At 57.6% G+C, this 23,053-nt stretch carries 17 protein-coding genes and 1 other RNA gene; 15 read left to right on the top strand and 3 right to left on the bottom strand.

Annotated elements, in window-relative coordinates:
• The first annotated feature begins 391 nt into the window (after window positions 1-391).
• The 6 genes from ffs (at window position 392) to D2E25_RS04760 (ending at window position 7,786) form a co-directional block, all read left to right on the top strand.
• Window positions 392-488, top strand: an RNA gene (gene ffs, locus D2E25_RS04785) — signal recognition particle sRNA small type.
• Window positions 489-541: 53 nt separating this feature from the next.
• Window positions 542-1,789 (top strand): phosphatase PAP2 family protein, encoded by a 1,248-nt coding sequence (locus D2E25_RS04780; protein ID WP_125980319.1) that lies wholly within the window; start codon window positions 542-544, stop codon window positions 1,787-1,789.
• A gap of 213 nt (window positions 1,790-2,002) precedes the next feature.
• On the top strand, window positions 2,003-5,089 hold the full coding sequence (gene topA / locus D2E25_RS04775; RefSeq protein ID WP_125980317.1) for a type I DNA topoisomerase: 3,087 nt from the start codon (window positions 2,003-2,005) through the stop codon (window positions 5,087-5,089).
• 29 nt (window positions 5,090-5,118) lie between these two features.
• Window positions 5,119-5,757, top strand: a complete 639-nt coding sequence (gene tmk / locus D2E25_RS04770; protein WP_125980315.1) for a dTMP kinase — start codon at window positions 5,119-5,121, stop codon at window positions 5,755-5,757.
• The gene (locus tag D2E25_RS04765) at window positions 5,754-6,935 is read left to right on the top strand and encodes a DNA polymerase III subunit delta' (protein WP_125980313.1); all 1,182 of its coding nucleotides are present in this window, start codon (window positions 5,754-5,756) and stop codon (window positions 6,933-6,935) included. Before tmk ends, D2E25_RS04765 begins: the two co-directional genes overlap by 4 nt.
• Before the next feature lie 143 nt (window positions 6,936-7,078).
• On the top strand, window positions 7,079-7,786 hold the full coding sequence (locus D2E25_RS04760; protein WP_125980311.1) for a GntR family transcriptional regulator: 708 nt from the start codon (window positions 7,079-7,081) through the stop codon (window positions 7,784-7,786).
• A gap of 25 nt (window positions 7,787-7,811) precedes the next feature.
• Here D2E25_RS04760 and D2E25_RS04755 read toward each other — a convergent pair whose 3' ends face one another.
• Entirely contained in the window at window positions 7,812-8,852 is a 1,041-nt protein-coding gene (locus tag D2E25_RS04755; RefSeq protein ID WP_125980519.1) for a LacI family DNA-binding transcriptional regulator, read from the bottom strand.
• A 157-nt stretch (window positions 8,853-9,009) separates the two neighbouring features.
• On the bottom strand, window positions 9,010-9,270 hold the full coding sequence (locus D2E25_RS04750) for an HPr family phosphocarrier protein (protein WP_125980309.1): 261 nt from the start codon (window positions 9,268-9,270) through the stop codon (window positions 9,010-9,012).
• A 240-nt stretch (window positions 9,271-9,510) separates the two neighbouring features.
• Between D2E25_RS04750 and ptsP the strand changes: the two genes are divergently transcribed.
• From ptsP to D2E25_RS04730, 4 genes are all read left to right on the top strand, one after another.
• Window positions 9,511-11,160 (top strand): phosphoenolpyruvate--protein phosphotransferase, encoded by a 1,650-nt coding sequence (ptsP, locus tag D2E25_RS04745; protein ID WP_125980307.1) that lies wholly within the window; start codon window positions 9,511-9,513, stop codon window positions 11,158-11,160.
• A 260-nt stretch (window positions 11,161-11,420) separates the two neighbouring features.
• Entirely contained in the window at window positions 11,421-11,975 is a 555-nt protein-coding gene (locus tag D2E25_RS04740; protein WP_125980305.1) for a YbhB/YbcL family Raf kinase inhibitor-like protein, read from the top strand.
• 56 nt (window positions 11,976-12,031) lie between these two features.
• Window positions 12,032-13,645 (top strand): C69 family dipeptidase, encoded by a 1,614-nt coding sequence (locus D2E25_RS04735; RefSeq protein WP_125980303.1) that lies wholly within the window; start codon window positions 12,032-12,034, stop codon window positions 13,643-13,645.
• A gap of 128 nt (window positions 13,646-13,773) precedes the next feature.
• On the top strand, window positions 13,774-15,291 hold the full coding sequence (locus D2E25_RS04730) for a formate--tetrahydrofolate ligase (protein WP_125980300.1): 1,518 nt from the start codon (window positions 13,774-13,776) through the stop codon (window positions 15,289-15,291).
• Window positions 15,292-15,409: 118 nt separating this feature from the next.
• Here the strand turns inward: D2E25_RS04730 and D2E25_RS04725 are convergent, their stop codons facing one another.
• Window positions 15,410-15,757: a phenylpyruvate tautomerase MIF-related protein gene (locus D2E25_RS04725; protein WP_125980297.1), complete on the bottom strand. Its 348-nt coding sequence runs from the start codon at window positions 15,755-15,757 to the stop codon at window positions 15,410-15,412.
• 193 nt (window positions 15,758-15,950) lie between these two features.
• On the opposite strand from D2E25_RS04725, the gene D2E25_RS04720 reads away from it, so the two are divergent.
• From D2E25_RS04720 to D2E25_RS04700, 5 genes are all read left to right on the top strand, one after another.
• A complete protein-coding gene (locus D2E25_RS04720; RefSeq protein ID WP_125980516.1) occupies window positions 15,951-16,484 on the top strand; it encodes a GtrA family protein in 534 nt (177 codons plus the stop codon).
• A 632-nt stretch (window positions 16,485-17,116) separates the two neighbouring features.
• Window positions 17,117-18,430 carry an ABC transporter substrate-binding protein gene (locus D2E25_RS04715; protein ID WP_164514718.1) on the top strand — a complete coding sequence of 438 codons (1,314 nt, stop codon included), beginning with the start codon at window positions 17,117-17,119 and terminating at the stop codon, window positions 18,428-18,430.
• Complete coding sequence (locus tag D2E25_RS04710) at window positions 18,427-19,434, top strand: carbohydrate ABC transporter permease (RefSeq protein WP_125980293.1); 1,008 nt, start codon at window positions 18,427-18,429, stop codon at window positions 19,432-19,434. The genes D2E25_RS04715 and D2E25_RS04710 overlap by 4 nt, the downstream gene beginning before the upstream one ends.
• Window positions 19,431-20,366: a carbohydrate ABC transporter permease gene (locus D2E25_RS04705; protein WP_125980290.1), complete on the top strand. Its 936-nt coding sequence runs from the start codon at window positions 19,431-19,433 to the stop codon at window positions 20,364-20,366. Before D2E25_RS04710 ends, D2E25_RS04705 begins: the two co-directional genes overlap by 4 nt.
• Window positions 20,367-20,519: 153 nt before the next feature.
• Complete coding sequence (locus D2E25_RS04700; RefSeq protein ID WP_164514717.1) at window positions 20,520-23,021, top strand: alpha-L-arabinofuranosidase C-terminal domain-containing protein; 2,502 nt, start codon at window positions 20,520-20,522, stop codon at window positions 23,019-23,021.
• The last annotated feature ends 32 nt before the right edge of the window (window positions 23,022-23,053 follow it).

The raw sequence follows: 23,053 nt of genomic DNA, 5'->3' as shown, positions 1-23,053 counted from the left end.
GATTGTGCCCCCGCTGTGCGCTGCTGTGTATGTTGCGCGATGTGCCTATCGTCGATGCGGTCATCGTTATCACCTCGTTCGACTAACTTACGCTACCGTAACTTAGTCAGGTTTCCTGAATGTTCGCTGTAGGTGATGTACGACCGACTTCTTGCCACCGTAGTGTACTTATCCGGTTTATTAGGACCCTTTGAATGTGTGCCTATCCGGTTCATCTAAACGTGAGTGTGCATATCCGGTCCATGGAAAGCCTCAAAACGGGTCTACATAGACCGGATATGCACACACCGAAAATAAATGGTCCGGATATGCACACAAAACAACAGTTGAGCACACACAACAACAATCGAATCCGGATGTCTCCGTAAATATCCGGGGGTGGTGTATACTGGCAAAGCCTTCACGCGGCGCTATGTCACCCAACTCCCCCAGGGCAGGAATGCAGCAAGGGTAAGTGGCCTCTGGCGGGTGCGTGAAGGTTTTTCTTTTCTCGCTCACTCCAGCCGTGTCTCATCTGCCCAAGGCCCTACAGTCTTGAAGTATGACTGACGAAACACGTTCCTCTGAACCTGAAGTGCGCGACCCTCAAGCGCCGGCCAATGTACTCGCACAGCCGGCAAGTCAGTGGACTGCCTTCGGCTCTGCTGATGCGGATGCGATTAATGCGCCTGTGGTACCCCCAGCTAGCGGCTCTCGGCTGGGCGACACGTTCAGCGGCTTAGAAGCAGTCTCCGACGCTGACGACACGCGCGGTTTGCGCGCTCTGGGTAGTTTACGCGGCGCAACTGCGAATAGTTTGAGCAACGATGACGCCAGTGATGACATTGAACGCGGCTTGGCTCGCCTCGACCCGCTCACCGTGCGCCCTCGTACCTCCAGCCGGGTGCTGTGCGTAATTCTCGCGGTGATGATGATAGCGCTCGCGTTTGGCGCGTGGTGGCTCGGTGTGCGCACTGAAGATGGTCAAGCTTACGAAGACATGGTTTTTAGCGGGTTCAAAGCAAGCCTGCCGGGCTGGGCTTCGGTTGCGGTTACGCCGTTTTTGAAGTCAATTCACACAGCGCTAGCCATACCAGTCAATCTCACGGTGGTGTGCTCTGTTGTGCTGGCGATTATCGCCGTGGTGGTCATGATCGTGCGTAAACGCTGGTGGCTGATCGGCCAATCGGCAGTGTTTGCTGTGCTGTGTTTTGCAGCGACTTTTCTCAAAGAGGTTTTGCCGCGCCCATTTATCATCAATACGCAGTCGCAGAGCGCGAATTCTGCGCCTTCAGGGCATACGATGCTCGCTGCCGCGGCAGGTGTGCTGCTGCTGGCAGCTGTGCCGCGCGCGTGGCGTGCTGTGGCTGCGATTATTGCCGCAGCGTATGCGATGATCATCGGCTTGTCGGTGATCGCCGGCGCATGGCATCGCCCGTCGGATGTGGTGATGGGCTTCCTGCTGGTGGGCGCGATCGCGTTGCTGGCGCTTGCATGTACGCGCACGTCGGGTATGGATGAGCCAGGGAAGCGCGCATCGTCGGCAAGTGTCCAGATTGTGGGCACTGTGATGATCACTGCGGGCATTATCTGTGACCTGTACGCGGCGTACATCATCTGGCAAATCGAACCAGGGTTGAGCTTAAGCGCGCGTTGGGCGAGCGGCGGCGCGCACGTATCAACGTTCTGCCTGATCGCGGGCACGGCAATGTTGACCTTCGGCGTTGTATTGGCAATGCGCCAACTCACCGCATCTCCGCTCACCAAACTGGGATTGGTAGGCGCGCCGCCTGCCCCTCCCCGTCGCTAGGGCGAACTGAGCAAAACGTAGTGTGCATATCCGGTTCACGCAGACCCGTTTTACGGCTTTTCATGAACCGGATATGCACACAAACTGTCGAGATAAACCGGATATGCACACGCGCGAACGTGCTTGCAGCCTCGCCCTGTTTGCGCTTTGACCATGTGGCATGAGTATTATGAGGCCACAGGGCACGTAAGTGCACGAAGGTAAGGAGAGGCAATGGGCACCGGCAACAAGCTTGTCATCGTGGAGTCTCCCACCAAGGCGAAGAAGATTGGTGGGTATCTCGGCGACGGCTACACCGTGATGGCATCAGTCGGCCACATCCGCGATCTTGCACAGCCCAGTCAGATCCCCGCCGACGACAAAGTCAAGTTCGGCAAGTTCGGCGTGGATGTGAACGATGGCTTCAAGCCGTACTACATCGTCGACGGCGATAAGAAGAAAACCGTCGCCGATCTGCGCAAGGCGCTGAAAGATTCCGACGAACTCTACCTCGCAACTGATGAGGATCGCGAAGGCGAAGCTATTGCGTGGCATCTCGTGCAGACGCTGAAGCCGAAAGTGCCAGTAAAGCGCATGGTGTTCCACGAGATCACCAAGGACGCGATCAAAGCGTCGCTGAACAACACGCGCAGTGTTGACGAAGACATGGTCGACGCGCAGGAAACGCGCCGTATTCTCGACCGCCTGTACGGTTATGAGCTTTCCCCCGTGCTGTGGCGCAAAGTGGGCCCAGGCTTGTCCGCAGGCCGCGTGCAGTCGGTAGCGACTCGCCTGATTGTTGAGCGCGAACGAGAGCGTATGGCGTTCGTGCGCGCACCGTATTGGGATGTGACCGCCGTACTGTCTGCGCCTGACGCAGAAGGCCAGCCGACCTCGTTTGAATCGCGCATGATTTCGCTGGGCGGCCGCCGTCTTGCTGCCTCTAAAGATTTCGGCCCTGATGGTGTACTGACGCCCGCAGGCTTCAAAGACAGCGTCTGCCAGTTGGATGAGGCTCGCGCGAACGCAATCGCTGAACGACTGTCGAACGCAACGTTCACGGTCGCTTCGATGGAAACGAAGCCGTACCGTCGTCGTCCGCTGCCGCCATTTACCACATCGACGTTGCAGCAGACCGCCGGTAATCGACTCTCGATGAGCTCGCGTCAAACAATGCGCGCTGCGCAAGGCCTGTACGAGAACGGTTTCATCACGTATATGCGTACCGATTCGGTAACGCTTTCCCAAGAGGCGATCGCGGCCGCGCGCAACGCTGTCGAATATCATTTCGGCAAGGCGTTCCTCTCCGATGCGCCGAAGCAGTACGCTACGAAAACAGCGGGCGCGCAGGAAGCGCACGAATGTATTCGCCCAGCAGGCTCGCATTTCCACGATCCGCAAGAGTTGGCAGGCAAAGTGCCGCCGGATCAGCTGCGACTCTACACGCTGATTTGGCAGCGCACGCTCGCCTCGCAGATGGCTGATGCCACCGGTTCAACTGCTACTGTTCGACTTTCTGCGCCGGCTGGCGATGAGGGCGAAGCAGTATTCCAGGCATCCGGCACGGTGATCGAATTCCCCGGCTTTATGAAGGCGACGGGTGAGGGACGCCGCGCGGCGACTGCAGCCGCTTCGGCTACGGATGATGCGAAAACCAGTGCGAAAAGCGCTGGCAAAGACGACGAGACCGGCAAGTCCGCGCGTAACGCTGACGAAAACGGCTCTCTGCCGCCGATGCAAACTGGCGATCATCTTGCTGCTTCTGAGGTTGAGGCTGACGGTCACGAAACGCAGCCGCCGGCACGCTATACGGAAGCCTCGCTGGTCAAAACGTTGGAAGCCAAGGAAATTGGCCGCCCGTCTACGTACGCGAGCATTATTTCCACGATTATTGACCGCGGTTACGTGTACGAGCGCGGCCGCGCGCTGATTCCTTCATGGCTTGCATTTTCGGTTATCAAACTGCTGGAAACCAAGTTCCCCAAGTATGTGGACTATCAGTTCACGGCTGATATGGAGAACGGTCTGGACCAGATTGCGCACGGTCGTGAAACTGGCCGCGATTGGCTCACTCGCTTCTACTTCGGTTCTGGCGAGGGCGCGGCGCAATCCGCCGATGAAGCACACGCTGGCTTGCAGCAGCAGGTTGCACAACTGGGCGAAATCGACGCGCGTGCGATTAACACGATCGATATTGGCGACGGCCTGCACGTGCGCGTCGGCCGCTACGGCCCTTACCTTGAGGACATGGAGCACTTGGATGCCGAAGGCAATCCGAAGCGTGCTTCGTTGCCGGATACGATGGCGCCCGATGAGCTGACCGTTGAGGCTGGCCATGAGCTGATTGAGCATAATGCGGGTGGCCCGCGCGAGCTGGGCGTGGACCCGGCGACCGGCGGCACGGTTGAAGTGCGCAATGGTCGATTTGGCCCGTATGTAGCACTGGTTCCGCCGCAAGCTGCAGATGCTTCGGCGGCTGTGACTGCTGAGGGTGCAAGCGCAAAGAAGTCTGCGCGCGCGGCAAAAACGAACACGGCAGCGCGCCCGAAGATGGCATCGCTGTTTAAGACGATGAGCCCCGAATCGCTTACGTTGCAGGATGCGCTACGCTTGCTGAGCTTGCCGCGACTCGTTGGCACGTATGAGGAAACCAACGCGGAAACTGGCGAAATCAGTGAAGCAAAGGTCGAAGCGAACAATGGTCGCTACGGCCCGTACCTGACCAAGACTGGTGCTGACGGCAAGTCGGAAACGCGCTCGCTGGCTTCAGAAGATGAGATTTTCACCGTCGATCTTGACAAGGCCAAGGAGCTGTTCGCACAGCCGAAGTATGGGCGTGGGCGCGGCCGTGGCACTGCTAAGCCGCCGCTGCGTGAGCTCGGCCCGGACCCGACCAGTGGCAAGCCGGTGACTATTAAGGATGGCTTCTACGGCGCGTATATCACCGATGGTGAGACGAACCGTACGCTGCCGAAGCAGTACACGCCGGAATCGATCGAGCCGGCTGAAGCGTTCCGACTGCTGGCGGAGAAGCGTGCTGCTGGCCCGTCGACGCGCGGCCGCCGTAAAGGCCGTGCCGGTGCTGCGAGCAAGAGTGCTAAGGGTGCTGCAGGCAAAACTGCTGCGAAAAAGCCGAACGCGCAGGAAGCAAAGCGTGCGGAACGCCGTGCTGAGGTGAAGAAGCTCGCTGATCAGGGTTGGTCGAACCAGCGTATTGCTGATCAGCTGGGCTCAACGCCTGCCACAGTGAAAAAGGACGTAGACTGGCTTACGGAAAACGAAGGCTATCAGCGCCCTGCGGTGATTCCGAATCGTCACTGAACTCGCCTCCTGGCTGTACAGTCGAAAGCATGACCGGTCTGTTTATCTCGTTTGAAGGCGTTGACGGCGTGGGCAAAACCACGCAGGTCGAGCGGTTGCGCGAATACTTGGAGTCGCGTGGGCGCTCGGTGTTGGTGACCCGCGAGCCAGGTGGCACTGCGCTCGGCACCGCGCTACGGCAATTGCTGTTGCACAATGTCACTGATGGTGCAGCAGATATTGCCCCGCGCGCGGAAGCACTGATTTTTGCAGCCGATCGCGCCCAACATGTTGCTGAGATGATTCGACCGGCGTTAGATCGCGATGAAGTAGTGATTACCGACCGGTATTTGGATTCGTCGCTTGCTTATCAGGCTGGTGGCCGCGAGCTGACTGCGGATGAGATTCGCAACTTGAGCATGTGGGCGACCGGTGGGCTGCTGCCTGTTCGCACGTATTTGCTGGATATGGACCCGGCCCAATCGCACGCGCGGTTGCAGCATGATGAAGATCGTATGGAAGCTGCTGGCATCGATTTTCAGAATCGTACGCGGCAAGCTTTCCTCGATTTAGCTGCGGCGGAACCCGATCGTTTCCGCGTGATCGACGCTAGCCAGCCGATTGAAGCCGTATGGTCGGCGATTCGAAGCGATATTGATACGCTGACCGCACAAGGCGGCACTCGATGAGCGTTTGGGATTCGATTATCGGTCAACAAGCCGTTGTTTCACAGCTGCAAGCCATCGCCTTGGGAGATCCGAAGTCTATCGCCCAGTCGTGGCTGATTTGCGGGCCTCCCGGCTCGGGTCGCTCTCATGTTGCGCGCGCGTTCGCTGCAGCGCTAGAAAGCCCCGATCACGGCATGTCAGATGAGCCCACGCGCGTTACTGAGCAGATTCTCGCCGGCACACACCCCGATGTGAGCATTCTCGCGACCAACAAAGTCACTATCGGCATTGACGAAGTGCGTGAACTCATCGGTGTTTCCGAGCAAATGCCCAGCACTGCGCCGTGGAGAATCATCATCATCGAAGACGTTGACCGCATGCTTGAACGCACTACGAACGTCTTGCTCAAAGAAATCGAAGAGCCGGCCGAGCACACGATTTGGCTGCTGTGTGCGCCGAGTGCGCAGGACGTGTTGCCGACCATCCGGTCGCGCACGCGTATCGTCAATCTTGCAGTGCCGCCGGTCAAGTCTGTGGCGGCGTGGTTGGAACACAGCGTTGGTGTCGAGCCAAAAGTAGCTGTGCGCGCGGCTCGCCTTGCCGAGGGACATATCGGCATTGCGAAACTCTATGCAAAAGATGAGCGCGTCATGTCCGACCGCGATGAGCTGATCGTGGGCGTACTGGGGTTGCAGCGCGCTTCGAATGCGGTGCTGTTGGCTGGCGATTTGATCGACAGTGCAAAAGAGCAAGCTGAAGCGGATGTGGCTCGTCAAGCGGCTGCTGCAGAGGCGGAATTCCGGCGGATTAATGGGCTTGGTGAGAAGGATCGCATTCCGCCGAAGTTGCGCGGTGCGTATAACGCTATCGCGAAAAAGGATGAGATTAAGCGCCAAGCGACTCGTCGTAGTCGTGATGTGCTCGATCGCGCGTTGAACTCGATTGCGAGCGTGTACCGCGACGTGGCCGTGCTGCAGAACAATGCCGAGTCGTCAGTGGGGTTGATCAACTTGGAAAACCGAACGGCGATTACTGAACTGTCAGTGCGATTAAACCGTCAGGATGCGGTGAATCGGCTGGAAGAGATCGCTACTGCGCGCCGGCGCCTGCTTGGCAACGGCAATCCAACGCTCGTGTTCGAAGCGCTGTTTTGCGCGCTGATTCCGCCAGCGGCTCCGACGTCTCGCCGGCGTCGGTAGGAAGCCGGTTGCCGGCAAAGCATACTCGTATTACTGTGAGCCACAGCCCACAAGTTTTCGAACTCTTTGAAGCCGCGTGAGTCTCAGCATGGTGCTGCTAAGACTCGTCACGTGGCGACGCACTGTGATAGTGGAGGGGTGTTATGGCCACGAAGCAGCATGAGCTGGCGGTACAGATCCGACAGCGCATCGAGAACGGAGAATTCTCAGACACGAATCGGTTGCCCACTGAGGATCAACTGATTGAGCAGTATGGTGTGTCGCGTTACTGTGTGCGCGGTGCGGTGGCAATTCTTGCTGAGGCTGGCGAAGTATTCCCGGTACGTGGCAGTGGCGTATTCGTCCGGGAGCGTCGCAGCGGCAACTACATGCCGATGAGCGCGGCAAATGGTTTCACGTTCGATTTTGCAAAGCACAAAGTCACGTCAACAATACAAGAGCTTGCTCTTGTTCGTGCCGATGCGCAGTTAGCGAAGCGTATGAAATGTGACGAAGACGCGCAAGTGTGGCGCGTAGTGCGTTTGCGTACTGTTGACGATCTGCCTATCAGCTTTGAGACCGCGTGGTATCTCAAAGAATTTGTGCCAATGCTCAATGAAAGTATTGCGAAAGGCTCACTGTATGCGTATCTGCGCGATGATTTGGGATTGAGCTTTGGATTTACTGACAGAGTGATTCGTATGGGTTGGCTCGATAGTCTCAGCGCGCGTCTGCTGCATCTTCATGAAGGGGATCCGGCGATCTGTATCGAAGACGATGCGTTCTTGGCGAATGGCAGACTGTTTAATGCGTCGCACAGCCTGTATCACTACAACAATGCGCAGTTTTATTCTGTTGCTTCGATGCGTTGATGATCGGCCGCGCCTACACCTGCGCCTACACCTGCGTAGAGCCGCGCACAACAAGCTGCGGAGGCAGTGTGATATGCGCGGGGGAGTGAGAGCCAGCCGCGATCAATCGCAGTGATTCGGCGACAATCTGCTCAACTGGCGGTCGAATCGAAGTCAATTGCGGCATGGTGGTCATCGCTAACGGTGAATCGCCGCTGCCGATAATGCGCACATCATCCGGCACGCTCAATCCCATCGCGTCAAGCGCCACCATCGCGCCAAACGCCACCGTGTCATCGCAGCACACGAGCGCTTCAGGGCGGCGAAGGAACGCCGTCGCCGGGTCAGAGCGGTCAAGCGCATCAGCATTACCGAATAGGTTCATGGTGCAATGAAACCCACGTTGCACGCTTGCCTCGCCAAACTTGTTCCATTCACTACTGGTAAACAGGGCATACGAGCGCACTTGCGTATGGAACATGGCAAACAGTTCTGCCGATTCGAACGACACATTGTTGCCAGCAAGATACGCTACAGAACGCGCGCCACAGGACGCAAGATGTCGGATGCTCATTTCCATTGCCGCGTTATCGTCAATACTCACCATGGACGTGCGGAATGAGCGCTGCCGGCCGCCCACCTGCACAATGGGCATATGTTGCGCGTAACGTTCGAGCGTGGCTGCAAGATCCACGCCAGACGCGGCGACAATAATGAGCCCGTCTACGTTGCGGGCTGCTAGTGATTCAATGCGTTCTTCTTGGATTTCCTGCGTTTGGCCGATACCGAGCAGCAGTTGCTGCGAATCAACATCAATGGTTGGCTCGAGCTCGTCAAGAAGATGCGCGCTCAGCGGATCAGTCGCAGAAGGAATGATCAGGCCAATGGTGTTTGACGTGTCGCTACGCAGTGAACTTGCCGCGTAATTGACTGAATAATTCAGTTCTTCGGCAGCAGCGCGCACGCGGCGAGCAATATCGTCATCTTTGGTGCGCTTGCCTGAGAGCACGCGCGACACGGTAGCAATGGAAACGTTAGCTTTAGCGGCGACATTCGTAATAGAACTAGTACCTGCAGGCGCCTGCATTGGCGCTGTGGTTGCCGCCTGCGAAGCTGACGGTGAAGGATGAGTAGTCGTCATGAAAGCCCCATTGCTAAGGAAGAGAACGCTGGTAACAAATCGGCCGCCCGTGCGTATGCGGGCGGCCGGTACACAATCAAGCGTCGTGAAGACGCTGCGCGTCTTACTCTGCGGCGAGCAGGGTTGCGACCAGCTTGTCGGCCACGGCGTCGGCGTCAGCACCCTCAACGTCGATCACGACGGAGTCGCCCTGCTTGATGCCCAGGCCCATGATGGACAGGATGGAGCCGGCAGGAACAGGGTTGCCGCCTTCCTTAGCGATGGTGACAGTGCAGCCGGATGCGGTGACAGCTGCAGCAAACTGTGCGGCCGGACGAGCGTGAATGCCGACGGGATCGTTGATGACGGTGGTGCGGGTAACCATGGGACACTCCTTTGCGTCGATTGACATGTGCGGCCAGGTGTGGCTGCTGGATGAGAGTATACCATTATTTACCATTTTGTGAAAACGTTTACTGTCGCCGTGTCGCGGCTTTACGGGTGTATACTGACGACGATGGAAAAAGATTTACCGGCGATGAAGTTGGTAGATCGCCCGAACGGACGTCCGCGGGTGGGCAGTATGGACCATTCGCTGAGCGGTCGGAATGTTAAAGGAGAACATATGGTTATCAAGGGTGTTGGCATCGGTCGTGGTGTCGCGGTCGGTCCGGTTATTCGTATGGCCGCTCCGCTTCCGGAGCCTTCAGACTCTCCGCGTCCGGAAGGTGTATCTGCCGAATCCGAGATCGAGCGCGTTTCCCAGTCTCTGGCACGTATCAACGCTGATCTGAACCGTCGTGCTGAAGAAGCTGCCAACGGTGATGAGGGTGCCAAGCAGGCCGCTCCGATTCTGCAGGCTATCGCTATGTTCGCTTCTGACCCGTCGCTGGCTCAGGGCATCAACACGTTCATTGAGCAGGGCAAGACCGCTGAGCGCGCTGTGCTCGAAGGCTTCGGTGCAGTTGAAGCCATGTTCAAAGCTATTGGTGGCTACCAGGCTGAGCGTGCAGCCGATCTGCACGATGTTGGCCAGCGCGTGATCGCCGACCTGATGGGCCTGCCGGCTCCGGGTGTGCCGGTCTCTGAGACGCCGTTCGTGCTCGTCGCTGAGGATCTGTCTCCTGCGGACACTGCTGCTCTTGACATGGAGAAGACTCTGGCTATTGTCACCTCGCAGGGTGGCCCGACCTCTCACACCGCTATTCTGGCTCGCGCTCGTGGCATCGTCGCCGTGGTTTCCGCTGCTGAAGCTGAGGATCTCAAGAACGGCGAGCAGGTAATCGTCAACGCTGCTGAAGGCACCATCACTACCGATCCGACCGACGCTCAGATCGAAGAGGCTGAGCACGCCAAGGCTAAGGCCGCTGCTGCCAAGGAACTGCGTGGCAAGCCGGGCGCTACCAAGGACGGCCACCACGTGCCGCTGCTGGCCAACGTCGGCAAGCCGAAGGACGCCGATCCGGCGCTCGAGTACGGCGCTGAAGGCGTGGGCCTGTTCCGCTCCGAGTTCCTGTTCATCGGCAACTCCGAGCCGCCGAGCGTTGAGGACCAGACCAAGGCGTATGCCGAGCTGCTCTCCCGCTTCCCGGGCAAGAAGGTCGTCATTCGTATGCTCGACGCCGGCGCTGACAAGCCGCTGCCGTTCCTGACCCCGGAAGATGAGCCGAACCCGGCCCTCGGTCTGCGTGGTCTGCGCACCCTGCGCGAGCACATGAACGTGCTCGAAGGCCAGCTCAAGGCTCTCGCCGCCGCCGACGCTCAGACTGACGCTGACCTGTGGGTTATGGCCCCGATGGTCGCCGACGAGTACGAGGCTGACTACTTCGTCAAGCTCGGCAAGAGCTTCGGCCTCAAGAAGGTCGGCGTGATGGCCGAGGTGCCGTCCATTGCTCTGATGGCCGACAAGGTCGCGCAGGTTGCTGACTTCGTTTCCATTGGTACCAACGATTTGACTCAGTACACGATGGCCGCCGATCGTACGCTCGGCTCCGTCGCCAACTACCAGACCGCATGGCACCCGGCAGTGCTGCGCATGATCAAGCTCATCGCCGACGCCGGCAACAAGTACGGCATGCCGGTGGGCGTGTGCGGCGAGGCTGCAGCTGATCCGGATCTGGCTGTCGTGCTCGTTGGCCTCGGTGTCAACTCGCTGTCCATGACCCCGGTGGCTCTCGACGACGTGCGTGCTGAGCTCGCCAGTGTCACCTTCGAAGAAGCGCAGGAGAAGGCCGCTAAGGCTCTCAACGGCGACTTCTACAAGCCGGCTAAGTGAGTTCGCTGAGCTGATGTACTAGAGCGGCCGGTCGCGGCATATTCCGCGATCGGCCGCATTGTTCCAAGGAGTTCCCGCCTATACGATCACCTTGTTGACTTCCACTGCCTAAACAAAACGCCATGTTTGCGCTACTTCGCATTGCTGAAGCCCCGCGAACATGGCGTTTTTGCGTTTATGCCGTATGACACCGATTCGTGAATTACCGTATGTTGTACATTCGGTTCAGTCAGTAACGCAAGACGGATACACTTGGGCACATGAAAATTTCCGCCGATTTCACCATCGTGCCCGACGACTTCGCGAAAGCCGCCGCGCCGGAATATCGTAACGGCGGCGTGCCCGTCGTCTCCTTCCCCTTCTATATCGATGAGCTCAACCCCGAAGTGCGCTATCTGCACTGGGAGCTCGTCGATCCCGATTCCATTCCCGTATGCGGATTCGAATGGATCCACTGGTCCGTTGCCAACCTGCCCGTGGACGCGCTGATGTACGACTTCAACGACTCTCACGCGCTCGCCATCCCACCAGACTTCTCCCGCCAACTGCCGGCGATGATCCCCGAAGCGGTACAGGGTCGTAACTCTTCGGCGAGCAAGTTCGTCGGTCGCGAAAACGATCCAGCGGTCATCATGCGCTATAACGGCCCGCAGCCGCCGGACAAAGATCACGAATACTACTTGCACGTATGGGGTACCGCAAAGCCGCTGCCCGGCCTTAACCAAGGATTCTGGCTCAACGAACTCTTGCGCGCGCTACGCAATTGCGGGGAGACTCCCGACCAGGGTGGTATCTTCGTAACCGGCAAAGCGTGATCGAAAACACGGCGTTATTACACGGTGTTATTACACAGAAAGGAAGCAACACACATATGGCATGCACCACAATTCTGGTCGGCAAAGATGCCAGCTATGACGGATCGACCATCATCGCGCGTAACGAGGATTCCGGCAACGGTGAATTCACTCCCAAGCGCTTTATTGTTGTCAAGCCCGAAGAGCAGCCGCGCACGTACACGTCGGTAATCTCCCACCTGACCATCGAACTGCCTGATAATCCACTGCAGTATTCGGCAGTGCCGAACGCAGACCTCAAGAATGGTATTTGGGGCGAAGCAGGCGTTAACGAGGCCAACGTGGCTATGAGCGCTACCGAAACGCTGACGACAAACGAGCGCGTGCTTGGCGCCGACCCGATGGTGGAGTACAAGCCGGCTCGTGGCAAGGAAGGCGACGCTGACTATGAGCCAGCAGTGCCTGGTGGTATCGGCGAGGAAGACTTTGTCACGCTCGTCCTGCCATACATCAAGACCGCGCGCGAAGGTGTGCTGCGCCTCGGCGCTCTGCTCGAAGAGTACGGCACCTATGAGATGAACGGTACCGCGTTCTCCGACTCGAATGAGATTTGGTGGATGGAAACCGTTGGTGGTCACCACTGGATCGCTAAGCGCGTGCCGGACGAAGCATACGTGACCATGCCGAACCAGCTTGGCATTGACGAATTCGATCTCGATGATGCGTTCGGCGAGCAGGAAAACCACATGTGCTCCGAAGATCTGCTCGAATTCATCGAACGCAATCATCTCGACCTGTCGGTCGAATCCACCACGCCATTCAACCCGCGCGACGCGTTCGGCTCCCACTCCGACGCCGACCACGTGTACAACACGCCTCGTGCTTGGATTATGCAGCGCTTCCTCAACCCTTATGACGAAGTGTGGGACGGTCCAGACGCCGACCACAAGCCGGAATCCAACGACATTCCGTGGGCGCGCCAGCCTGAGCGCAAGATCACGATCGAAGACATCAAGTACGTGCTCAGCTCCCACTTCCAGGGCACCCCATACGACCCGTACGGTCACCTGGGCGATGAGCACACGCGCCGCATGTACCGTCCGATCGGCATCAACCGTCAAAGCCAGCTGGCCGTCATGCAGATCCGCCCGTACCGCGCGCAAGCCAACCGCGCAATCCAGTGGATCGCATACGGTTCCAACCCATTCAACACGCTCGTACCGTTCTTCCCGAACGTGAACGAAACGCCGAAGTACCTCGAAGACACCACCACGCGCGTCACCACCGAGAACTTCTACTGGGAGAATCGCGTTATCGCCGCCCTGTGCGACTCCGCATTCGGCGAGACCTCCAACGCTATCGAGCGCTACCAGCTGGCAACCGGCGCAATGGGTCAGCGTCTGATCATCGCCACCGACGAGCAGGTCGCTCGCCTGGGCGGTGAAGAAGAAGCTGAAGCCGCACTGGCAGACGCTGAGCTGGAAGCCGACAACGCACAAGGCGATGTCGATCCGATGGAACCGGATGACATCGTTGACGCAGTGCGCAACGCTGAAGTGCGTGAGATTCTCACCGCCGCCAACCAGACTATGGCCGATCAGCTCAAGGAAGAAACCGACAAGCTGCTCGACACGGTGCTGTACACGGTCAGCATGAAAATGAAGAATGGCTTCGACCGTTCTGATCACTGACGGTATCTGGGCGCCGGCATCAGCTACAACTGATGCCGGCGCCTGGCTTTTGTAAGTTTGTATTCGCACATAATTCGCGCTAGATAGCAGGCGCAGAATCGCGGATCTAAAAAGAAGAAAGGGCCCATATGACCACCATCGAGGATTTCACCAGCCAGTACGGTTTGGTTAAGAAGATCGACGCGTACGGCTACATGGACTATCTCAAGTCCAACCCGGATGCGCCGCGCAAGCACGGCAAGGTCGTGCTCGTTACCGCTGATACCCCGCTGAAAGCATCCCGTGGCGAAGGTAAGACCACCACGACTATCGCGCTGATCGACGCACTGCGCGCTCGCGGTATTGACGCAACCGCTGTGCTGCGCCAGCCGAGCATGGGTATCACCGCAGCTGGCTCTAAGGGCGGTGCCTCCGGCGGCGGCAAGGCTTCGCTGACCCACCCGGAGCTCATCGACTGGGGTCTGTGCGGCGAAATGGCGGCAATCGCAGCCGCGCAGAACCTGCTCGTTTCCTTCGCGGAGAAGGCTATCGACGAAGGCAAGCTCGATACCGTGCTCGTGCCGCGCGTCTCTGAAGTGCCGTCGCGCTCCCTGCGCTCCATCACCGTGGACGCCGGTAAGAACAACGTAGCTGAGAAGGTTGTGCTTACCCCGACCTCTGAGCTGATGCAGATCGTCGTGCTGTCCCGCTCGATGGACGAGATTGGCGAGCGCGTCTCGAAGATGATCGCCGGTACGAAGGACGGCAAGGCCGTCACTTTCGGCGAGTTCATTGACCTGTGGCGCATCACCAACATGCTGGCCGACGCGGTCAAGCCGGCGCTCACTGAGACCGTGAACGGTTCGCCAGTGTATGTGCACGGTGGCCCGTTCGCCAACGTGTCGATCGGTATTCCGACGCTGATTTCCGTGGAAATGGCGTGCGCACTGCATGATGTGGTGATTGTTGAAGCTGGCTATGGTACCGATGCTGGCGCACAGAAGTGGCTCGACATTGCGTGCCGTGAGTTCGGTGCACAGTGGCCGTCTGCCGCCGTGGTGGTGACTCGTGCTTCGACGTGGCGTGATGACCCGGAGCTGGCATGGCGTTACCCGTTCCACGTGGAGCGTCTCGAAAAGCTTGATATTCCAACGTTCCCGCTGGTGAACCTGTGGGAAGGCGAGGATGATCAGATTCCGGCACTGCGCGAAACTGCTGCGAAGCTGGAGTTCCGCGATCCGATTATTGGCAACCTGTACCGCGATGGCGGCGAAGGCTTGGCCTCGCAGCTGGATGCGTTCGTGGACGTGCTGACCAACGGTTCGATGCCGGCTCGCCCGCACAGCCACAAGGGTATGTCCGTGATCGAGAACGTGAAGTGGGTTGCTGAGCACGCGTATGGTGTGCCGGCCGACCGCGTGCTGCTCAAGGATGGCTTCGTTGCTTCCCGTGACGCTGCCGTGGCACTGTGCGAATCTGCGGGCATGTCGCTGGCTGATCTCGCGCTCGTGGCGGTTAAGTCTCCGGCGACGATGACTGATAATGATCGTGCTCCGGAGGGTGAGCGCACGGTGACTTTGAAGAAGGTTGAAGTGCACGCCGGCGCTGGCCTCGTGCACGTGAACCTGACGACGTCACTCACCACCCCGATGCCGAAGATCGTCTGATTTGATTCAGATAGCGGCGTCCTCACGAGGGTGCGGAGCCTTGGCCCCCTCAGCTGAGGGGCTGAGCCGTGAAGCGGGAAGTCCACTGGACTTCCCGCTTCACGGCTCAGGGTGGCAACTAGAAGTTGCCACCATTCCAGCCCCAATCCGTCGTAGCTGTGTAGCGAATGTACGTGCGGTCTTCTGGAATGCCGAGCTCGCTGTTGAGCGCGGTCATAATCGCCTTGGTCAACTTCTCCCAAGCAGAACCGGGCACAGAGCGGCCGAATACGTTCACTTCAACGTAGGCAGCCGGCTGGTCGTCAGAACCAGCGAAGTAAATCGGCATATTGTCTTCAAACGGGCACATCAGCCAGCCTTCAGACTTTCCGGGAACCGCGGTGATCGCCTTGCCATACGCGGCCTTGAGCGCTTCGCGCTGTTCGGGCGTGGTCTTAACAGAAACATGAGTGTGGATAACGGGCATGATTTCTCCTTTATGCCAATAAACCTGCGATTATCGTGTGATATTCAATAATCGCCCACCAGTTAAGTGTAGTTATCGTGCACGCTCACAGCTCGCCAATTGCGAAGATTGCGGTCGAATGCGGTGGAAAACCGCCACTTGGTCGGGCTGGTAGTGTTGAATACCCACTGTGAAAAAACTGATCGCGCAGCTTATGAAATTCGGCATCGTCGGTGTCATCGCCTTCATCATCGACTATGGACTGATGAACATCCTGCTGATGTTCCACATGCACAACGTGCTCGCCACGTCTATCTCATTCTTTGTATCGCTGATTTTTAACTACTTGGCGAGCATGAAGTTCGTGTTCAAGCACCGTCCGGACATGGCTCGTTGGATGGAGATTGCGATCTTCTTCGTGTCGTCGCTGATCGGCTGGGTGATGAACGAGGTGATCGTGTGGATCAGTACCTCGTGGATGCCGCACGATTCCATGTATTCGATGCACGCGCAGTACATTCTGTGGACGAACATCGGCAAGCTGTTTGCTACCGCTGTGGTGATGGTGTGGAACTTCGTGATCCGTAAATGGCTGCTTGATGATACGCATACGAATGCGATGAATCGCCTCAAGTCGGCAGAAAATCGCCTGACCCCCGAACAGCTGGAGGCTAAGTGGGAGCGTAGCTTCTCGCACCGCCTCGGCCTGTGGTCCCTCGCGCACACTCCTAAGGGCTGGCCGAAGTAAGCGAGCTGCAGTTTCTTGCTTTTGTATGGTGAAGCCGACGATTCTGGGTTCAGAATCGTCGGCTTCACCATATTGGTTGTGTAATAGGTTGCATGTGCCGCAATGATGCGGGACGAATGAAGTGGGCCTTGTATCGCTGAAGTATTCGTGAAATAACTGTTGACCTACTTCTGCGTTGAGGTGATGTACTGGGAAGTGTGCCACGTAACGCTGTTTTTGCCGTTTTGCGCGATTGGTGGCACACAATCAGACGATGAGGCTCGATGTGCCTTCGGAGAAATGGCTTGATTTCAACGTTTCTGATATTTGCGACGCTGGACGACCATGATGCGGTGTGCCACCAATCGCCAAAAACAGCAAAAAGCCCAATACGTGGCACACGCGTTTCGTATAGCGAGCCCTCCGATTCCAAATTTAGGATCATGGGGGCTTGGCGATAAGAAGCTGCCTGGTGCTTGCGATCTTGGTCGTTCGACGTGCGAAGCTTCCTTATGATTTGACAATTAATCCTCGATGAGGTTAATATCATAACGATACGAATTCATAACGTTATGAATTCGTTGGAACCAAGAAAGACTTTCGGTTTCGGGAATGAAGATGTTCCTAAAACCGCGGTAGGAAAGGATATTGTCATGAGGTTCGCTGCACATCGCATTACCCGTGTTCTCGCTGCGTCAGGAGTGGTTGCTGCACTGGTCATGACATCGGCCTGTGGCACCGGCTCCAGTACAGGAGGGTCTTCAACGTCCGACTCCGGCGGCAAGGTTGAGCTCACGTTCAGTGGCTGGGTGCCAAATATTGAAAAGGCTGTGGATCTATGGAACCAGAAAAACCCGAACATCCAGGTTAAGTTCACCCGCGTCGCCTCAGACGCCCAGCTCAACTTCGGCACTCAGATCGATGCCGGTTCCGCACCGGACATCATTCAGATGGATCAGTACAAATTCCCTAACCTCGTCATCGACCAGCAAGTGCAGGACATCAGCCAGTACGTCAAGGATACAAAGTCCGACTTCATCGACTCGGCATGGAACGTGGTGACGTATGGCGGCAATCAGTACGCAGTGCCGCAGGATTCCGGACCAGTGGCCATGATGTACCGCAAGGATCTGTTCGAACAGTATGGCATCGAGGTACCGAAGACGTGGGATGAATACGTTGCTGCGGCGAAGAAGCTCCACGAAGCCAATCCGGACGTGTACATCGCGCAGTTCTCCCCGAATGAGGAGGAGATGTTTGTGCAGGACATCTACCAGGCCGGTGGTTCCTATCTGGACAGTGATGGTGAGAAATGGAAGGTGACCATCAACGACAAGAAGACTACTGCCAAGGTAGCCGAGCGCTGGCAGGAGCTGTTCGATGGTGGTTTGCTCAAGACTGAGCAGATGTGGACGCCTGAGTACTGGTCCGATGTGAACGCGGGCAAGATCGCCACGATTATCCGCGCCTCGTGGTTCCCGGTGTTGTTGCAAGAGAATGCGCCTGATCTGTCCGGTAAGTGGGCGGTCGCTCCCACACCGTCCGACTCCGGCGATGGCCCGTACGCGAACACCGGTGGTTCTGTGGATGCGGTCACCACGCTGTGCAAGCACCCAGCTGAAGCTGCAAAGTTCATCACCTGGCTCAACAGCGATCCCGAATCGCTGAAGATCCTGATTTCCGAAGGCGGCCTGTTCCCAGCGGCCAAAGCTGGCTATGATCTTGACGAGCTGAATCAGGCCTCCGACTACTTCGGCGGCCAGAAGGTCAATGATGTGTACATTGCGGCCGCGAAGAACGTGATCTCCAAAGGCAAGATGGGCCCCGAACTCGCCACGGCGTCCACGTCGATGCGTGATGAGCTGACCAAGGTCTCCAATGGCGAGCAGACCTTCGCGCAGGCGCTCGACAATGATGCTGCGATTCTGAAGAAGGCCATCAAGTCCAAGGGATTGGAAGTCGAATGACCGCCACAACCCGATTGGCGAACCCTGAGAGTCCTTCAGGCTCCGTGAGTTCCGTAAAGTCCTTCAACACCGCGAAGCCGATACAAGGCGCTCCGGAGCGCAAGCCACGCTACCGGAGCACCCCAGCTCCCTATCTGTTCGTCGCACCGTTCGTGCTGCTGTTCGTTGTGTTCATGCTCGCGCCGATGGTCGTGGCCATATACCAGAGCTTCTTTACGGTGAAGCGTTCCGGATTGGGATTCACTGGTGGCCGGCAGACGTTGTTCGCTGGGATTTCCAATTATCTGACCGCATTCCATGATCACGAGTTCATGACGAGCTTCCTGCGCGTTTTGATGTTCGGTGTCATTCAGGTGCCGATCATGATCGGTCTATCGCTGGTCTTCGCGCTGCTCATCGATTCGACGCTGGTGAAATTCAAGAAGACGGCGCAGATCATCGTCTTCCTGCCTTATTCGGTGCCCGTAGTTGTGGCTGCGATTATGTGGGGCTTTCTGTACCAGCCCGGCGTCAGCCCGATCGTCAAAGGGCTGAAGTCCATCGGTGTGACGGTAAGCTTCTTGTCCCCGCAAACCGTGCTGTGGTCGGTCGGCAACGTCACCACATGGTGTTGGGTGGGTGTGAACATGGTCATCATCTTTGCTGGCCTGCAATCCATTCCGCAAGATATCTACGAGGCGGCGCGCATCGACGGCGCCGGCGAATTCCGCATCGCATGGTCTATCAAGATCCCGATGGTTATGCCGTCGCTGATGCTGACAGTGCTGTTTTCCATCATCGGCACGATTCAGTTGTTCAATGAGCCGAGCGTGTTGCAAAGCATCACCGGCAACGTCACTGCAAAGTACACGCCTGCGATGGCCGTCGTCAACGTCACTTCGCAACAGAACAATCAGAACCTTGGTGCAGCCATGGCTGTTATCACTGCATTGATCACGCTGGTGCTTTCGCTGATCGTGTCCGCGATCCAGCAGGCTGCCGCAAAGAAGGAGGCACGCTCATGAGTGCTGCGGTATCGCAAACGCAACCGCGTGACTTGAAGGCCATGCGCGTCACCAAGGAAACCGGCGCAGGCGTGCTCCGGCGGAAAACCGGTTTGCGCCGCTCAGCCCAGGTGAAGCATGGCATGGCGATCAAGGTGTCACTTTGGTCTCGCATTCTCGTGTGGGTGGTGTTCATCGTCGCGTTCTTCTACTTCGTGGTTCCCGCGCTGTGGCTGTTCGTCGCGGCCACTAAAAACGCTGGTGAGCTGTATACAACCGGTGGGTTTGAATTCGCACACTTCCGTTTGTGGGAGAATATCCGCAACCTGTTCACCTATCGTGGAGGTATCTTCGCGCGGTGGATCCTTAACTCGGTGATCTACTCCGGATTCGGCTCCGTGATCACTGCACTGGTATCTGCGATGTGCGGCTATGCGTTGTACGTCTACGAGTTCCGCGGCAAGAAGATCATCATGGGCGCGCTGATGGCGAGTCTACTGATTCCCGCCACGGTGATCGCGCAACCGGTCTACCTGCTACTTATTCAGCTCGGATTGGGTAATACGATGGCGGGTGTGCTGCTACCGTCGTTTGTTTATCCGTTCGGCGTGATGCTGTGCTACATCACCGCGCAATCCTCGGTTCCCAAGGAGATTATCGAGGCGGCGCGCATCGACGGCGCAGGGGAGTTCCGCACGTTCTTCCGTATTTCAATGCCGATGATGATGACTGGCCTAGCCACGGTGTTCCTCTTCGCGTTCATGCAAAGCTGGAACTCCTACATGATGCCGCTGATGGTGCTCGACGATCCGAACCTGTATCCGGTGACGGTCGGTCTGGTCGACTGGCGCAACCAGTCCAGTTCTGTTGCGGCGCTTGGCACGTTGACCATCACGGGTGCGTTCGTCTCGATTATTCCGCTGATCCTAATCTTCCTAGCAACGCAGAAGTAGTGGAAGGCCGGTCTTGCTGCCGGTGGCGTCAAGATGTAGTCGTGCGCTGGCGGCGTGCGCATCGGCGCTGCGCACGCCGTTGGAGTCGGCGGTGCTGACAGCGTGTGCATGTTATGCACTTCGGCGCCGTATTTCACGAAAGGAATGCCATTCATGGATCGAGTAACGATACAGTCTTCAAGCAGCTGGCGTGCCATCAGCGAGGATATGTGGGGTGTGTTCTTTGAAGACATCAACTACTCGGCCGATGGGGGTCTTGCTGCCGAAATGGTGCGCAACGGCTCGTTTACGTTCACTCGCGCGGATAGTGAGCATTGGAACGGCTTCACCGCATGGCACAAGGTCGTTCCCGAATCTTCGGCGGGTGCTTTCTGCCTATCCGACCGGGACGCGCTCGCCGACGAGAATCCTGTTCACGCGGTCGTCGAGGTGAATAGGGCCCCGATCGCGCTAGTCAACGAGGGGTTCGACGGCATGCGCATCCGCGCGGGAGTAGACTACCGCTGTTCGCTGTGGGTGTGGCCGCGCGGAAATAGCAGTAGCGCAAACGGTGGCAGCGGCTGCGATGACATAGAAACGGTGCACAAACCGATGCACATCCGCGTATCGTTACTGGACGATGACGGCAGTGCGCTCGCATGCGAGATGCTGACATTGGATACTCTGATTGGCTGCGGTGATGCTGATCAGCCGCGTTGGCGTCAGGAGCGCGTCGTGCTGCACCCGAAATGTGATGCAATGGCCGGGCGACTTGAACTGGAATTCCTCGACGAGGGGACGGTGGAGATTGACTTCGTCTCGCTGGAACCCGATGCCCCGTGGCATGGCAACGAACTGCTGCGGCATCTGCGTGCCGACATCATAGAAGCGCTCGCTGAACTGCACCCGCGGTTTATGCGATTCCCCGGTGGTTGCATTGCACACGGTTACGGACTATCGAACATGTATCACTGGAAGCACACTATTGGGCCGGTTGAGCATCGACGGCAGCAGTTCAACTGTTGGGGCTATCACCAGTCGTTCCGTTTGGGGTACTTCGAATACCTGTGCCTGTGCGAGGCGATCGGTGCCAAGCCATTGCCGGTTGTGGCCGCCGGCGTATGCTGTCAGAATTCCGATTCCGGAGCGACGGCCATTCCATGCTCCCAGATGGGTGAATATGTGCAGGATGTGCTTGATCTCATTGAATTCTGCAACGGCGACGTCGGTACCCGGTGGGGATCGCTGCGTGCTGATTTGGGCCATCCGGAGCCATTTGGCTTGGAGATGATCGGTATTGGGAATGAGGATCGCATCGACGACGTATTCGTGGACCGATTCACGCGCATATATGATGCGGTTCGCCGCCAATATCCGAACATTCGGATCGTTGGCACCGTTGGCCCTGCATTGTTCGGTCAGGATTACGAGGATGGTTGGGCGCTGGCTCGTCGGTTGCGTCTGCCACTTGTCGACGAGCATTCCTATCAGTCGCCTGCCTGGTGGTTCCGGCATCTCGACCAGTATGATAGGTTGCCGCGTTCTGGGCCGAAAGTGTATCTGGGCGAGTATGAATCATGGGGATCGGCCATGCTCAATGCGTTGAGCGAGGCCGCGCTGATGACGTCGATGGAACGCAACGGCGATGTGGTCGCCATGGCGTCATATGCGCCGCTGCTGTGCCGCAATGGACACGCCAGTTGGAATCCGAACCTGATCTACTTCGACAACGACCGCGTATACGATACCTGCAATTATTGGGTGCAATGGATGTTTTCGCGCAGTGCGGCGAATCGGGTTCTGCCGGTGTCGGCAGTCGGCGACGTGACGTACCGTCGCGAATTGCCGCTCCGATCTCGACTGCAGTGCGAAGGACAGAAGGGTCAATGGTTTGGTGACATTCGCGTCGAAACCGCCGACGACACGGTCTATGTGGGCCGTGACGTTCGATGCCTAGGGCATGGGGAGTGGTTGGATTGCGGATTGAATTGGAGTGCCGAATCGTATGTGATTCGGCTACGTACAAGAATCGAACAGTTGCCTGCCTCGTTCCGTATCGGCTTCGGTGATATCGAGGATGTTGGTCTGACTGGCTCAGGTGTTAGCGGCGACCGCGGTGGGCATGATCATAATGAAGTCGTATTCAACGTCTCTGCGTCTCGTTTGCGCTATGAAATACTAATGACGCGTGATGGATACGACACCAGCTATGCTGAGCCGACGTTGTGCGATGTTTCGATGACGCCAGGGCAGGAGATCACTATCGTGATACGGGTCGATCGTGGCGGCAGAACCGTTGGCGTATCTGTTGATGGTGGAGCGGAATCGGTCGCCGTCGAATCGGATACAGAGACTCGTCGTGTTGTTGGTGTCGCTCATGACGATACGCGCGGTCTTACGGTGATTCGAATGGTGAATGCGCTCGCGGATCCGGTCGACGTGGATTGCTCTGCCGTATTGGAAAGTGCTGGTGTGCTGTTGCGAGATGTCACCTGTACGGTGCTATCCGGAGATCCGTCTGCGGGGGTTGGTGGTAAGACTGCGCCATGCCGGCCCGTGCGGCAGAGCTGCGATACGGTTGACGCTCGTCATATCGTGTGCCCGGGGTGGTCATTCACCGTTTTGGAGATTCCCGATGCTGGGAGCGGCGCCGAAAGCGTTGATTATCGCGAATGAACTAAGATTTCGGTCCGTGCATGTCCGCGGCG

Source organism: Bifidobacterium goeldii (assembly GCF_003951095.1).
GTDB lineage: Bacteria > Actinomycetota > Actinomycetes > Actinomycetales > Bifidobacteriaceae > Bifidobacterium > Bifidobacterium goeldii.
Note: the sequence above shows the minus strand (reverse complement) of the source record. Positions and strands in the feature narration are given on the sequence as shown.

Coding starts and splice junctions, on each gene's coding strand:
- D2E25_RS04780 (WP_125980319.1), top strand. CDS start 542: ATGACTGACGAAACACGTTCCTCTGAACCTGAAGTGCGCGACCCTCAA.
- topA (WP_125980317.1), top strand. CDS start 2,003: ATGGGCACCGGCAACAAGCTTGTCATCGTGGAGTCTCCCACCAAGGCG.
- tmk (WP_125980315.1), top strand. CDS start 5,119: ATGACCGGTCTGTTTATCTCGTTTGAAGGCGTTGACGGCGTGGGCAAA.
- D2E25_RS04765 (WP_125980313.1), top strand. CDS start 5,754: ATGAGCGTTTGGGATTCGATTATCGGTCAACAAGCCGTTGTTTCACAG.
- D2E25_RS04760 (WP_125980311.1), top strand. CDS start 7,079: ATGGCCACGAAGCAGCATGAGCTGGCGGTACAGATCCGACAGCGCATC.
- D2E25_RS04755 (WP_125980519.1), bottom strand. CDS start 8,852: ATGCAGGCGCCTGCAGGTACTAGTTCTATTACGAATGTCGCCGCTAAA.
- D2E25_RS04750 (WP_125980309.1), bottom strand. CDS start 9,270: ATGGTTACCCGCACCACCGTCATCAACGATCCCGTCGGCATTCACGCT.
- ptsP (WP_125980307.1), top strand. CDS start 9,511: ATGGTTATCAAGGGTGTTGGCATCGGTCGTGGTGTCGCGGTCGGTCCG.
- D2E25_RS04740 (WP_125980305.1), top strand. CDS start 11,421: ATGAAAATTTCCGCCGATTTCACCATCGTGCCCGACGACTTCGCGAAA.
- D2E25_RS04735 (WP_125980303.1), top strand. CDS start 12,032: ATGGCATGCACCACAATTCTGGTCGGCAAAGATGCCAGCTATGACGGA.
- D2E25_RS04730 (WP_125980300.1), top strand. CDS start 13,774: ATGACCACCATCGAGGATTTCACCAGCCAGTACGGTTTGGTTAAGAAG.
- D2E25_RS04725 (WP_125980297.1), bottom strand. CDS start 15,757: ATGCCCGTTATCCACACTCATGTTTCTGTTAAGACCACGCCCGAACAG.
- D2E25_RS04720 (WP_125980516.1), top strand. CDS start 15,951: ATGAAATTCGGCATCGTCGGTGTCATCGCCTTCATCATCGACTATGGA.
- D2E25_RS04715 (WP_164514718.1), top strand. CDS start 17,117: ATGAGGTTCGCTGCACATCGCATTACCCGTGTTCTCGCTGCGTCAGGA.
- D2E25_RS04710 (WP_125980293.1), top strand. CDS start 18,427: ATGACCGCCACAACCCGATTGGCGAACCCTGAGAGTCCTTCAGGCTCC.
- D2E25_RS04705 (WP_125980290.1), top strand. CDS start 19,431: ATGAGTGCTGCGGTATCGCAAACGCAACCGCGTGACTTGAAGGCCATG.
- D2E25_RS04700 (WP_164514717.1), top strand. CDS start 20,520: ATGGATCGAGTAACGATACAGTCTTCAAGCAGCTGGCGTGCCATCAGC.